10 protein-coding genes and 1 pseudogene are annotated in these 13,154 nt (G+C 71.8%); 5 read left to right on the forward strand and 6 right to left on the reverse strand.

Annotation, left to right across the window (positions count from 1 at the left end; genetic code table 11):
* Positions 1 to 38: 38 nt before the first annotated feature.
* The gene (locus ACFC06_RS01290) at positions 39 to 416 is read right to left on the reverse strand and encodes a DoxX family protein (protein WP_375926396.1); all 378 of its coding nucleotides are present in this window, start codon (positions 414 to 416) and stop codon (positions 39 to 41) included.
* Positions 417 to 533: 117 nt separating this feature from the next.
* Here ACFC06_RS01290 and ligA point away from each other — a divergent pair, with 117 nt between their 5' ends.
* Positions 534 to 2,525 (forward strand): NAD-dependent DNA ligase LigA, encoded by a 1,992-nt coding sequence (gene ligA, locus ACFC06_RS01295; RefSeq protein WP_375926399.1) that lies wholly within the window; start codon positions 534 to 536, stop codon positions 2,523 to 2,525.
* Positions 2,526 to 2,531: 6 nt separating this feature from the next.
* On the opposite strand, the pseudogene ACFC06_RS01300 reads toward ligA, so the two are convergent.
* Positions 2,532 to 3,008, reverse strand: a pseudogene (locus tag ACFC06_RS01300) (DinB family protein).
* On the opposite strand from ACFC06_RS01300, the gene ACFC06_RS01305 reads away from it, so the two are divergent.
* Positions 2,968 to 3,618, forward strand: a complete 651-nt coding sequence (locus ACFC06_RS01305; protein ID WP_375926401.1) for a cyclase family protein — start codon at positions 2,968 to 2,970, stop codon at positions 3,616 to 3,618. The pseudogene ACFC06_RS01300 and the gene ACFC06_RS01305 sit on opposite strands and share 41 nt — an antisense overlap.
* A gap of 18 nt (positions 3,619 to 3,636) precedes the next feature.
* Here the strand turns inward: ACFC06_RS01305 and ACFC06_RS01310 are convergent, their stop codons facing one another.
* Entirely contained in the window at positions 3,637 to 4,830 is a 1,194-nt protein-coding gene (locus ACFC06_RS01310) for a PucR family transcriptional regulator (protein WP_375926404.1), read from the reverse strand.
* Between the two features lie 213 nt (positions 4,831 to 5,043).
* Here ACFC06_RS01310 and ACFC06_RS01315 point away from each other — a divergent pair, with 213 nt between their 5' ends.
* Both ACFC06_RS01315 and ACFC06_RS01320 read left to right on the forward strand, forming a co-directional pair.
* Complete coding sequence (locus ACFC06_RS01315) at positions 5,044 to 6,711, forward strand: aldehyde dehydrogenase family protein (protein WP_375935131.1); 1,668 nt, start codon at positions 5,044 to 5,046, stop codon at positions 6,709 to 6,711.
* A gap of 15 nt (positions 6,712 to 6,726) precedes the next feature.
* Positions 6,727 to 8,328, forward strand: coding sequence for a GMC family oxidoreductase (locus ACFC06_RS01320; RefSeq protein WP_375926407.1), 1,602 nt, complete (start codon positions 6,727 to 6,729; stop codon positions 8,326 to 8,328).
* A 40-nt stretch (positions 8,329 to 8,368) separates the two neighbouring features.
* Here ACFC06_RS01320 and ACFC06_RS01325 read toward each other — a convergent pair whose 3' ends face one another.
* From ACFC06_RS01325 to ACFC06_RS01335, 3 genes are all read right to left on the reverse strand, one after another.
* Positions 8,369 to 9,766, reverse strand: a complete 1,398-nt coding sequence (locus ACFC06_RS01325; RefSeq protein ID WP_375926410.1) for a PQQ-binding-like beta-propeller repeat protein — start codon at positions 9,764 to 9,766, stop codon at positions 8,369 to 8,371.
* Positions 9,763 to 11,088, reverse strand: coding sequence for a hypothetical protein (locus tag ACFC06_RS01330; RefSeq protein WP_375926413.1), 1,326 nt, complete (start codon positions 11,086 to 11,088; stop codon positions 9,763 to 9,765). Before ACFC06_RS01330 ends, ACFC06_RS01325 begins: the two co-directional genes overlap by 4 nt.
* Positions 11,089 to 11,172: 84 nt before the next feature.
* Positions 11,173 to 11,742, reverse strand: a complete 570-nt coding sequence (locus ACFC06_RS01335; RefSeq protein ID WP_375935133.1) for a TetR/AcrR family transcriptional regulator — start codon at positions 11,740 to 11,742, stop codon at positions 11,173 to 11,175.
* 93 nt (positions 11,743 to 11,835) lie between these two features.
* On the opposite strand from ACFC06_RS01335, the gene ACFC06_RS01340 reads away from it, so the two are divergent.
* Complete coding sequence (locus ACFC06_RS01340) at positions 11,836 to 13,152, forward strand: DUF2236 domain-containing protein (protein WP_375926416.1); 1,317 nt, start codon at positions 11,836 to 11,838, stop codon at positions 13,150 to 13,152.
* The last annotated feature ends 2 nt before the right edge of the window (positions 13,153 to 13,154 follow it).

A 13,154-nucleotide genomic window follows, 5' to 3' on the forward strand; every position in this document is an offset into this window, starting at 1 on the left:
GGTGCCCCAGCACCGTTTGTCGCGGGCGCTACATCGGATCAGAAGGCGTAGGGGCCGAATCGGCCCCAGGCGACGATCGCCGCCATGACGACGAAGACGACCAGCGGGAACGTGTTGGGGATTTCACTGCGGCGCAGGTGGGTGATGATCGCGCCGATCGCGACCAGGCCGAGCCCGACCGCGGCCAGGGGGACCAGGACCGGGGCGATGCCGAACAGGCCCGGCAGGATCACACCCACCGCACCCGCCACCTCGAGCGCGCCGATCGTCTTGACCATTCCCGGCGAGAAGTCCTGTGCCCAGCCCATCCGTGGGTCGGCGGCCAGTTTCTCGTAGGGCGTGACCAGTTTCATCACCCCCGCGGGCAGGAACACCGCGGCGAGCAGACCGGCCATGATCCACAGCAGCACAGACATGTCGAACACTCCTTCGGGGGAGCGGAATGGTGCGTCCACTGTCGATTTTACGGCCCGCGGGTGGCTGCCGGAGCGGGTCCGCGGGAGTGTCGGTGGGTACCGGTAACGTCCCCGGGCGTGGACACAGGGGAACGGATCCAGGAACTCGCCGGGCGGATCGTGGCATTGCGCGGCGCCTACTACGACGGTGCGCCGGTCGTGGCCGACGCGGAGTACGACGCGATCGAGGACGAGCTGCGGGGATTGATCGAGGCGAATCCCGAACTCGCGCCCGATCCGAACCCGCTCGAGCAGGTCGGCGCGCCGACGGTGCTGCACGCGCCGGTCCGGCACGCGCGCCCGATGCTCTCGCTGGAGAAGTCGACCACCCCCGAGCAGGTGGCGGCGTTCTTCGACCGGTTCCCCGGCCAGCCGGTGGTGGTGATGCCGAAGCTCGACGGGCTGTCGCTGTCGGTGGTCTTCGAGGACGGGCGCCTGGTGCGCGCGGTGACCCGCGGCGACGGCACCACCGGTGACGATGTGACCCCGCTGGTCCGGGCCCTGGTCGACGGCGTCCCCGAGCGGATCGAGGTCGGTGGCCGGGTGGAGGTGCGCGGCGAAGCGGTGATGCTGCGCTCGACCTTCCTCGCCTACAACACCGCCCACCCCGACAAACCGCTGATCAACCCCCGCAACGCGGCGGCGGGCACGCTGCGCGCGAAGGACCCGGCCACGGTCGCCGAACGCCGCCTGCAATTCTTCGGCTTCGATCTGGACATGCCCGCCGACACCGGCACGGTCGATCTGGGCGAGGGCCTGCGCGCCCTGGGTGTCGAAGGCGCGCGGATGCGGGTGTGCGCCGACGCCGAACAGGCACAGGCGGCCATCACCGCGATCGAGCAGACCCGCAACGACCTGGACTACGACCTCGACGGCGCCGTCCTGCGCCTGGCCGACCGCATCGCCTACGCCGCCGCGGGCACCCGTTCGAATTCGCCGCGCGGCGCGCTGGCGTTCAAGTTCGCCGCCGAGGAGAAGACCACGCTGCTCGCCGACGTGGTCTGGGATGTCGGCAAGACCGGCAAGATCGTCCCGGTGGCGTGGCTGGAGCCGGTCTTCGTCGGCGGAACCACCGTCACCAAGGCGACCCTGGCCAATCAGGAGGTGATCCGCGCCCGCGACATCAAGATCGGTGACACCGTGCTGGTGCGCCGCGCCGGTGATGTGATCCCGTTCGTGGCCGGTGTTCTCGACGCCGCCGCGCGCACCGGCGACGAACAGGAGATCCTCGCGCCGACCCACTGTCCCTCGTGCGGGCAGCCGGTGAGCGAGCAGGGCAACAGCCGGGAGCTGTTCTGCACCAACGTCTCCTGTCCCGCGCAGACCGTGCGCAGACTCATCCACTGGGCGTCGCGGGCCGCCGCCGACATCGACGCGATCGGCGGGGTCTGGATCGAACGGCTGGCCGAGGCGGGCATCCTGGAACACCCGTCGGACTTCTACACCCTGACCAAGGAGCGGCTGCTCGAATTCGACCGCATCGGTGAGGTGTCGGCCGGTCGCATGATCGACTCGATCGACGCCAGCCGCCGGGTCGGCCTGCGGCGCGCGCTCATCGGCCTGGCCATCCCGATGGCCTCCGACGGCACCGCCGCCCGCCTGGCCAGGGCGGGCTTCGGCTCGCTCGAAGAGGTCGCCGACGCGGGCGAGGAACGCCTGGTCGCGGTGGAGGACATCGGCCCGAAGGTGGCCGCCTCGCTGGTCACCCACCTGACCCGCCTGCGCCCGGAACTCGAGCGGTTGCGCGCGGCGGGGGTGAACCTGGATGTCCGCGCCGAGGACCTGCCGCCGGTCGTCGCGGCGGGCGCGCCGCTGGCGGGCAAGACCGTCGTGGTCACCGGCGCGATCAGCGATCCCCGCTCCGGTGAGAAGGTCGCCCGCCCCACCTTCCAGCGGCTGTGTGAGCAGGCGGGCGCGACCACCGCGTCCTCGGTCTCGGCCAATACCGACCTGCTCATCACCGGCGCCGGGGTCGGCGACAGCAAGCTGACCAAGGCGGAGAAGCTCGGCGTGGAGGTGGTCGACCAGGCCGAGATCTGGGAGCTGCTGATCTCCGCCAAGGTCACCTAGCCGCGGCTAGACGCCCGTCGCCCCGTCGATCCGTTCCCGGAGCAGATCGGCGTGACCGCAGTGGCGGGCCTACTCCGCGATCATGTGCGTGTAGATCCACCGGAGCGTGACCCGGCTGTCCAGGAAGGGGCTGGTGTCGGAGAGTTCGCGGGTGGCGCAGTTACGGCGGCCGTGGTCGATCTCGGCCCGCCAGGTGGCCAGCGCGGCGGCGCCGGTGGACTGCTCGGTGACCGCGAATCCGCCGTCGTGCCCGCCGGTGTCGGCGTCCGGGTCGTGGATGGCCGGGGCGGCCTCGCCGGCGAGGACCCGGCGGAACCAGTTCCGTTCGACCTCGGCCATGTGCTGGAGCAGGCCGAGCAGGGTCAGGGACGAGGGTTCCACGGCAGCGGTGCGCAGTTGCGCGTCGTCGAGTCCCTCGCACTGACCTGCGTATGCTCCCGTTGTGCGCCTGATCGACCTGACCGTGCCGATCCACACCGGAATGCCCGTCTACCCGGGCGATCCGGAAGTCCTGCTGGAACCGGCCCTGCGCGTGGCGACCGACGGGGTGAACGTGCTGCGCGTGCACCTCGGGTCGCAGACCGGAACCCATGTCGACGCGCCCGCGCATCTCGGCGACGACCTGCCCACCCTCGACGAGCTACCGCTGCACCGCTTCACCGGTCCCGCCCTCGTCGTCGACGCGCGATCCGCCGGGCCACACGGCGCCCTCGGCCCGGAGTACTTCGACCGGCCGGTGCACCCGGGTGCGGTCGTCCTGATCGCCACCGGCTGGTCCGCGCACTGGGGGACCGATGCCTATCACCTCCACCCCTCCCTGACGCCCGCCGCCGCGGAAGCACTGGTGGCGGCGGGAATTCGGACGATCGGCATCGACGCACCGAGTATCGACGCACCCGACGCCCACTCCCTGCCCGCCCACCGGATCCTGTGCGGCGCCCACGCGGTGATCGCCGAGAACCTCACCGGTCTCGACCAGCTGCTGGACGCGCAACTCGCCGGGGAACCGATCGAGGTGACACTGTTCCCGCTGCCGCTCACCGGCGCCGACGGCGCACCGGTCCGCGCGGTGGCGCGAGTCGGAAACCCTTGACGGGCAGCCGGGTCCAGGTCAGGACGCGGCGGTCTGCGCGGAATCGACCAGCAGATACGCCCGCAAGGCCAGATACAGTTCGGCCGACTGGCGGGGGTCGGTCGTGTCGCGGCCGGTGAGATCGCGGATCTTGCGCAGCCGGTAGCGCACCGTATTGCGATGGCAGTGCAGGGCATCGGCCACCGCGACCGCCGACCCACCGTGCCGGTACCAGGCATCGAGCACCGCGACGAGATCGGCGCGTTCGGCGGCGGGCAGGGTCAGGACCGGGCCGAGGATCTGGGTGGCGGCCCGGCGCGCGGCATCGGGCACGGTGACCAGCAGATGCGCCACCGGCTCCTCGCCGTAGCGCACCACCCCGCCGGTGCCCGGCGGCACGGAATGGCACGCCTGCCGCGCCTCGGTCACCGCGGCGGCGATGGCGTGCGGTGAGCCGAACGGCGTACTCAGCCCGACCCGGTCGGCGACGAGCGCGGCCAGCCGTTGCCCAGCCCGGTCGATCGTGGCCGGGGCCAGTGCCGTCACCAGCCCGATCACCGCGTCCATCCGCACATCCCACACCGAGCGAACCCCGTACTCGCGCAAGGCGTTACCGAGTGTGGCCGGTGACACCGTCGTCGGATCGGCATCGATGGCCACCACACAGAACGTGCCGTGCTCGGGCAGGCCGAGGCTGCGCAGCACATCCAGCACGCGGCCGGGGCTGCGCGAGTGATCGTCGAACAGGGTGCGGATCAACCGGCTCTGGGCCTGCGCGTCGGCGCGGGCCAGCAGCATCTCGGTGTCGCGATAGGACTCCACCGCGGCATCGGAATACAGGTCGATCACCTCCCACAGCTGCGTGGCCAGGGCGTGCAGCCGCACATCGCCGGGACCCGACGAGCGGGCGGTGAGCTCCTCCCAGATCAACCGGCCGCCGAGCCGGTAGGCGTGCAGCAGCGCCGCCACCGGAATCGCCTGCTCGGCTTTGAGCCGCCCGGCGTCGCGCGCCGACTGCAACAGCAGCGGATGGGTTCCGGCCAGCGCGCCGAGAATGGCGGAGAGGTTGTTGTGGCAGGTGGAGTGCAACTGCTCTTCGGTCAGCAGACCGGTATCGGCGTAGGAGGGGTCGGTGGCGACGATGCGCCGGACCAGCTCGTCGGTCATCTCCTCGATCGCGCCGGTGAGCTGAGCGGCCAGCGGCGAGGTGACGGGCGGCGCGTGCGTGGTCATGTCGACAAGGGTAGCCGTCATGAGTGGCGCGGACCACACCGAGTTTGTGCGCGCGCACAAAACATCGCCGTCTATCGGCGACCGGCACACATGTCGTTTGATCGTGAGCACAGTCACACTACGAAGGAAGGATCCCGAGGGCCGGGTTCCCGTCAGCGGAAGTGGGGCGCAGTGCAGACAGAACAGGTGGCCGAGGCGACGGTCGATGCCGCGATGACCGAGCTCGCCGCGGGGGAGCGGGCGTGGGCACGGCGATCGCTGGCGGAGCGGGCCGCGCTGCTCGACCGGGCCCGCGAACTCACCGGCCGCCACGCCCAGGAATGGGTCGACACCGCCGCGGCCATCAAGGGCATCGACCCGTCCTCGAGCCTGGTGGGCGAGGAGTGGATGTCGGGCCCGTACGCGCTGGCCGCCGCCCTGCGCGTGCTCGCCGACACCCTGCGCGCGCTGGACGCGGGCACCAGCCCGCTCGCGGACGCGACCTTCGGGCAGGCGGGTGACCGGGTCACCGTGCAGGTGCTGCCCACGAGCCTGTACGACGAACTGCTGCTCAGCGGCTTCCGCGCCGAGGTGTGGTTGCGCCGCGGGGTCAGCAGCGCCGCGGCGAAGGCGGAAGCCGGCCTGGCGCAACGGGACCCGTCGCACACCGGCGGAATCGGCGCCGTGCTCGGCGCGGGCAACATCACCTCCATCGCCCCGCTGGACACGGTCTACGAACTGATCGCGCACAACCGGGTGGTCGCGCTCAAACTCAACCCGGTCACCGATGCCCTGCTCCCGGTGCTGGAGAAGATGCTCGCGCCGCTGATCGAGGCCGACGTGCTGCGCGTGCTCACCGGCGGCCCCGCGGTCGGCGCCTACCTGGTCAACCATCCGTCGGTCGCCCACGTCCACATGACCGGCAGCGCCGCCACCCACGACGCGATCGTCTGGGGCACCGGCCCGGAGGGCGCCGCGCGCAAGCAGGCGGGCACCCCGCTGCTGAACACGCCGATCAGCAGCGAACTCGGTGGCGTGTCCCCGACCATCGTGCTGCCCGGCACCTGGAGCGAGGCCGACCTGACCTACCAGGCCGAACACATCGCCACCCAGCGCCTGCACAACGGCGGCTACAACTGCGTGGCCGCCCAGGCCGTGATCATCGCCGCCGACTGGCCGCAGAAGGCCCGCTTCCTGGAAGCCCTGCGCACGGCCTACGACCGGGCGCCCGGCAGGCCCGCCTACTACCCGGGCAGCGCCGACCGCACCGCCGACGCGCGCACCACCTATCCCGGCGCCGAACGGCTCGGCCCCGACGGCAACCGCACCCTGGTGACGGGCCTGAGCGCGGCGCCCGACGAGGTGCTGCTGTCGCGCGAGTACTTCGCCCCGGTCCTCGGTGTCGTCGAGATCCCGGGCAGCGGTGCCGATTTCGCCCGCGCCGCCGTCGCCGCCGCCAACACCGATTTCGTCGGCACGCTGGGCGTCAACCTGATCGCGCACCCCGACACCATCGCCGCGCTCGGCCCGGAATTCGACGAGATCGTCGCGGACCTGCGCTACGGCACCGTCGCGATCAACGCCTGGACCGCCGTCGGCTACCTCACCCCGACCGCGAGCTGGGGTGCTTACCCCGGCCACACCCTCGACGACGTACAGAGCGGCATCGGCGTGGTGCACAACGCCTGGCTGATCGACAAGATCGAACGCACCGTGGTGCGCGGCCCGTTCCGCCCGGCGCCGCGCTCGGTGCTGCACGGTGAGTGGGCGCTGTCGCCGAAACCGCCGTGGTTCGTCACCAACCGGACCGCGGGCACCACCGGACGGCGGCTCACCGACTTCGCCGTCGACCCGCGCTGGTCCCGCCTGCCCGCGATCTTCGCCTCCGCCCTGCGCGGCTGACCCATGGAGCCTTCGATGAATTCTGCGTCCACGTCCGAGACGACGGCCGACTACGTCGTCGTGGGGACCGGCTCGGCCGGGGCGGTCGTCGCCGCCCGGCTCAGCGAGCAGTCCGGCAACCAGGTCGTCGCCCTGGAGGCTGGACCGGCCGACACCAACAGCTTCGCCCACATCCCGGCGGCGTTCTCCAAACTGTTCCAAACCGAGTGCGACTGGGCCTATCTCACCACCGAACAGCCGGCGCTCGGCAACCGGCGCGTCTTCTATCCGCGCGGCAAGCTCCTGGGTGGTTCGTCGTCGATGAACGCCATGATGTGGGTGCGCGGTTACGCGGCCGACTACGACGAATGGGGCAGGCTGGCCGGTCCGGACTGGAGCTACGCGAAGGTCGCCGAGTACTTCACGCGGATCGAATCCGTCGAAGGCGCCACCGAACCCGAACACGGTCGCGGCGGTCCGCTGCATATCTCCCGCCAGCGCAGCCCCCGGGCCATGACGGCCGACTTCCTCGCCGCCGCCGAACAGGCAGGTTTCAAACAGGAACCCGCGAACACCGCGCAGCCGGAAGGGTTCTGTCAGACGATGGTCACCCAGCGGCGCGGCGCGCGCTGGAGCACGGCCGACGCCTACCTGAAACCCGCCCGCAAGCGCGCCAACCTGACCGTGCGCACCGGCGCCCAGGTCACCCGGGTGCTGTTCGAGGGCACCCGCGCGGTCGGCGTCGAATACCGCAGCGAGGGCGCGACCCACACCGTGCGGGCGCGCAAGGAGGTCGTGCTCTGCGGCGGCGCGATCAATACGCCACAGCTGCTCCAGCTCTCGGGCATCGGCGACGAAGCGCAGTTGCGCGCCCACGGCATCACCGTCCGCCACCACCTGCCCGAAGTCGGCCGCAATCTCACCGACCACCTGATCAGCCTGCTCGGCTTCGCGACCGGTTCCGACACCCTCTTCGACGCCGAGAAGCCCCGCCAGCTGGTCGACTACCTGGTGCGCCGCCGCGGCATGCTCACCTCCAATGTCGGCGAGGCCTACGGTTTCGTCCGCAGCCGCCCCGACCTCGAATTGCCGGACCTGGAGATCATCTTCGGCCCCGCGCCGTTCTACGACGAGGGCATCGGCGTCGCCCCCGGCCACGGCGTGGCCCTCGGCCCGATCCTGCTGCGCCCCCGCAGCCGCGGCACCGTCACCCTCGGCTCCGCCGACCCGCTGGCCAAGGCGATCGTCGACCCGAACTACCTGTCCGACCCCGACGGCGCCGACCGCACCGCCCTGCTCGCGGGCCTGCGCATCGCCCACCGCATCGCCACCACCGCACCCCTCGGCCCGCAACTGGGCGGCTTCCTCCAGCCCAAACGCGAACAGCCCACCCTCGACGAAACCCTCGAGGAGGCCCTGACCTGGCACGCCCACACCCTCTACCACCCCGTCAGCACCTGCCGCATGGGCAACGACCCGGCCAGCGTCGTCACCCCCGACCTCCGCGTCCGCGGCGTCGACAACCTCCGCATCGCCGACGCCTCGATCATGCCCACCATCATCCGCGGCCACACCCACGCCCCATCGGTCGTCATCGGCGAGAAGGCCGCCGACGCCATCCTCGCCGCCAACCGCTGACCGACCCCGCACCGTTCGGCCCGCGAGCAGGTCGTGTCGGTCAGTCGAAGGGGCGTAGGCCGATCATCGTGCGGGCGGTGGCCAGGGTGAGGTGGTCGGTGCCGGTGGCCGCGAGGGCGCTGGGGCCGGAGAAGGCGTCCGGGTCGGGGTTCACGGCGCGGAAGGGGATGTCCCAGTGGGTTTTTCCGGTGTGGGCGTCGACGGACCACAGTCCCGCGGCGTCGGTGAAGACGATGTCGTCGCCGTCGCGGAGGGCGACGGTGCCCTGACGTTCGGTGGGGACGCGCCAGCGGGTTTCGCCGGTGCGCAGGTCCAGGCCGGAGGTCGTCGCGGTGCGCGGGTCGGACAGGACGGCCAGGTCGCCGAGGACGGCGACGGCGGTGCCGTACTCGGTGGGGGTGTCCTCGTGGTCGGCGGCCGTGTACAGCAGATCGGGGTTGGTCCAGCGGACCGTGCCGTCGCGGCGGTCGTAGGCGGTGTCGGCGATGAGGACCGGGATGCTGTCGTCGGTGGGCGCGTCGACGACGAGGCTGTGCGGGGCGCCGTGGTCGGTGGCGGCGATGACGCTGCCGGTGCGGTCGAGCAGGTCGACGCCCGTGACCCGGTAACCGTCGCAGCGGGTCCGGATGCGCTCTACCAGTGCGGGAGTGGTGGTGGTGACGCGCGAACACTCCTCGAGGCGGGCCGTCCAGGTGGGGGCACCGGTGTCGAGGTCGAACCCGGCGAGGTCGGCGCCGAGGGCGAGCAGGCCCTGGCCGTGCGTCACATCGAGCGCGTCGCCGAGATCCTCCCAGGCGGTGCCCAGGGCGAACGCACGGGTCCAGCTGCCGTCGGGATCGGCGCGAGTGCCGGAATGGACACGCACATCGTCGGATTCGACATCGCCTTCGGCGACGAAGAGCCGATCACCGGCGACCGCGAGCGCGAACGGCTGCCACGGGACCGGGGTGCGTGTCACGGCGCCGTCGGCGAGGTCGTAGCCGATCAGGTCGCGCGGACCGCTCGTCGTGTCGGCGAAGCAGAGCAGTTCACTGTCGAGCGGGACCGCCGCGCACCCACCGAGCCCGTCGGCCGGTGCCTGCCAGCTGACCTGCCCGGTGGCGGCGTCGATGCCGTACATGACCGCGTCACGCAGGGCGACCGAGTCGTCGGTGGAGACCCCGACCACGGTGACCAGCGTGTCACCCGCCGTGACGAATCCCGCGCTGCCCAGATTGATCCCGGTGGCGTCGACCGGCGAGCGGAACTCGGCGAACGAGCGGCCCGACAGCGCGGCGGCATCGAGTGACCACGCCAGACCCGGTGCGGCAGCGTCGGTTCCGGTGATCTTGCGCAACGAGTCGGGTGGGGTCAGCAGGACCGCGGCCGCGCCCGCACTGGTCACCACCGCGGCCACGGCGGCGAGCACGAGACCCCGGACTCCGGGTGCGAGCCTCACGAGGCGACCTCCAATCCGGGCGTCAGCGCGATCGCCTCGAGCTGGTCGAAGGGGAGTGGCTGCGCCGGTTCGGCGGCGGTGGAACTCAGCCGGATCCGCGTGCCGGACGGCCGGGTGACGGTCACCGTCCGCGAGTTCTCGGACCGCGAACCGGTGCTCGGCCAGGTGGTGTATGCGTTCTCGCGGGTCTCCACGACCGACCCGTCGGGCAGCGTACGGACGGTGGTGCCGTCACGGGGGTCGGCCGTCTGCGCGGGCTCACCCCTGCTGATCGACACGGTCAGCCGGGAACTCAGCTCGCCCGTGTCCACCCGGACGACCTGGCACACCCCGCCGTCACCGTAGCCGCGCGGGCGCAGGTCGGTGAGCGGCCGGTCGAGGACATGGCCGTCGAGCGGGACCGCGGCCAGGACGGCCCCGAGCCTGCGCGCCTCAGCCTCGGACACCGGGTCGGAATCGTCGCCGGGGAAGCCGCACGATTCGGGCGGCGCCGGTGTCCCCGGCGGCACCGGCGCGCTCGCCCGCAGACCCGGCGCGGTCACGAGCGCGACCAGTTCGTCGCGCTCGAACGGCACCGCCCCCGTGGGCCGCGCGTCGTGGTCGGCGGCATCGGTGGCGTAGGCGCTCACCGTGCCGCCGTCGGCGAAATAGGCGGTGGCGCTACGGGACAGGGTGCGCACCCCGTCGGTCTCCGACCAGGTGTCGTGCAGGTCGACGGTCGCCTCCGGCAGGGTCCGCCGCTCGTCGAGCCCGCCCGCGCGACACGGCGGGAGCGGCCACCCGTCGGCACGCACCGACAGCGCCAGCGACCCGGCCCGCTCGCCCCGGTGCACGGACGCGGTGGCACGGGTGACGCCACCGAACGGGTCGTCCGGCTCCCCGAGGATGGGCTGGAACACCAGCGACCGGTCGACCGAGGCCCAGTCCACCGTGACCGCCGCGGGCAACGCCGCGCGGGCCGCCGCCGACATCGCGCCCGCCTTCGGTCCGGACAGCCAGGGGAAATCCGGATCGTCGTAGCTGGACTCGGAGGTGGCCACCCAGCCCGTCAGCCCGCCGTCCGCGGCCGGTTCGACCTGATCGCAGCCGGGGATCGCCACCGGATAGACGACCTCGGGTGTCCGATAGGTCGGCGTGTGCACGGGCGAGGAAGTAACCCGGGTACTCGTGGGCGGCGCGGTCGTCAGCTCCGGCTCGGTCTCGTGCAGCAGCCCACCGGCGATCACCCCGCACGCCACCACGGACACGCACAGCAGCCCGACCGTCCAGGCGGTCACCGCACTCGACGGCGTCGCGTCGTCGCGTCGAACCTCGTCCCGCACCGCGATCCCTTCCCTCGGGTGTCCGCCCGGGGTCGACCCCGCCGCGGGCCGGGCCATGCTAGCAACCGGGCGAGACGGCATCGCTCAGTCGCCGATGACGCGGGCCCGGATCCGCCGGATGAGGGAGCCGAGCCGGTCGACGGTCGCCTCGGCGGGATCGGTGAGACGCAACTGGAGCAGCTCGCGCACCGCGGCGTGGATGATGCGCGCGGTGTACTCGGGATCGGGCAGTCCGGGGAAGGTCCGCAGCAGTTCGGTGTGGAAGAACTGCTGGACGAACAGCTGGGACTCCGCCAGCCGGTGATACAGCTCGGGCGGCGCGCCTTCCGGCGGGAACAGGAACAGGCGCCAGGTGTCGGGATGGGCGTCCACGGCGTGCAGCATCGCGGTGAAGGCGTTGACGAAACGGTCGGTCTCGCGCGGATCGGTGTGCTGGGCGACCGCCTCGGCGAACTGGCGCCCCGCGCGCTGTTGTTCGCGGTCGATCAGGGCGACGAACAGCCCCGCGAGATCGCCGAACTGCTGGTAGAGCACCGGACGGGTGATCCCGGCCGTGGCCGCGATCCGGTTGGGCGTGGCCGCGTGGAAGCCCTCCGCGGTGACGATCCCGTGGGTGATGTCGAGGATCTGCTCGCGCCGGTCCTGCGCGCTCATCCGTCTGCGGGCACCGGGCGGGGTCGTCACCCTTGACACCCTAACTGACAACCTGTCAGTCTCTAACTGACAAGGTGAAAGTTAAGGATCCCGATGACCACGCACTACCTGGAACTCGCCGAGCGGGTCCGCAGCCAGCGCGAACGCCAACCCCGCCTCTACGGTGCGATCGACTTCGACCGCACGCCGTACCGCTTCACCGACGACCCCCGGGACAAGGCGATGCTGCCGACCTGGGTCGCCGACCGCGCACCACTGCTGCGCGACGAGCGCGTCGTCGAACTCATGCGCACCGCGACGATGCTCGGCGACGCCGTCGCCGATCCCTATGCCGCGCTGGTGGACCGCTACGGCGTACGCGGCCTGATCGACATGCTCCTGCGCGCGTGCCGCTCGGGCGTCGATGCGGTGCCGGAGGCGCCCGAGGAGTTGCGCGCGTTCCTCGCCGCCATGGAGGACACCCCGGCGTGGGTGGACACGGCCCTGGTGGAAGAGGGCGCCCGGTACTCGCGCACGGCCGCCGCCTTCCTCTCGCCGTTCCTGATCCGCGGCGCCTTCCTCGCGACCTTCCTCAATACCTATGCGGCCCTGCCGATGACACTGACCGGTGCGCTGTCAGGCCGCCGCGCCGCCCGCCGGGTCCACGAGACCGCGAGCTTCTTCGCGGTCACCACCGTCGAGCACGCGCTGCACCGGCACGGTCCCGGCTTCGAGGCGGCCGCCATGGTGCGGCTGATGCATTCGATGGTCCGCTACAACGCGCTCGTCCGGTCGCGACACTGGGATTCGGCGGTCTACGGCATCCCCGTGCCGCAGGTCGACCAGATGCCCGCCGGGCTGATCAACATGTACCTGCTGGCCGTTCTCGCCACCCGGCGCGGCCGCACCGAGTTCTCCCGGCGCGACCGCGCGATCCTCGAGTTCAGCCGCTACCGGTGTTTCCTGCTGGGCCTGCCGGAGGAACTGCTGCCCACGACGGTCACCGGCATCCTCGAGGTCTTCCACGGCCGCGCCGCCCTGCTGCGCGACGGCTTCGACGACGCGACCTGCGGCGAACTGGTCCGCTCCACCATGTCGGCCTACCTGCGCCCCGGGCGCGGTCCCGTCGACCGCGTCGCCGACGCGGTGGAACGCAGCTGGAGCCGGGTGTTCTTCCTCGGCTTCTGCGGGGGCAACCGCAAGGCCGCCGCGGAGATGAGCGTGGAGTTCCGTGCCGGTGACGCGATCCGGATCGCGCTGACCGCGCCGTTCGTCCTCGGCCGTTTCCTGGCCGTCTCCCTGGCCGAGAACCGGCCAGGACTGCGCCGTGCGGTGGACGCCTACACCAACCGGGTCCTGCGCAAACGCCTCGCGGAGTACGGGAATCCGGAATTCACCACCGACGGCGAGCAGTATCCCGCCACGCCGTAGCG

The organism is Nocardia sp. NPDC056064 (assembly GCF_042266925.1).
In the GTDB taxonomy this organism is placed as follows: Bacteria; Actinomycetota; Actinomycetes; order Mycobacteriales; family Mycobacteriaceae; genus Nocardia.

Excerpts from the sequence above, each read along its gene's own strand:
- ACFC06_RS01290 (WP_375926396.1), bottom strand. The coding sequence starts at position 416 with ATGTCTGTGCTGCTGTGGATCATGGCCGGTCTGCTCGCCGCGGTGTTC.
- ACFC06_RS01310 (WP_375926404.1), bottom strand. The coding sequence starts at position 4,830 with ATGACCACGCACGCGCCGCCCGTCACCTCGCCGCTGGCCGCTCAGCTC.
- ACFC06_RS01315 (WP_375935131.1), top strand. The coding sequence starts at position 5,044 with ATGACCGAGCTCGCCGCGGGGGAGCGGGCGTGGGCACGGCGATCGCTG.
- ACFC06_RS01320 (WP_375926407.1), top strand. The coding sequence starts at position 6,727 with ATGAATTCTGCGTCCACGTCCGAGACGACGGCCGACTACGTCGTCGTG.
- ACFC06_RS01335 (WP_375935133.1), bottom strand. The coding sequence starts at position 11,742 with ATGAGCGCGCAGGACCGGCGCGAGCAGATCCTCGACATCACCCACGGG.
- ACFC06_RS01340 (WP_375926416.1), top strand. The coding sequence starts at position 11,836 with ATGACCACGCACTACCTGGAACTCGCCGAGCGGGTCCGCAGCCAGCGC.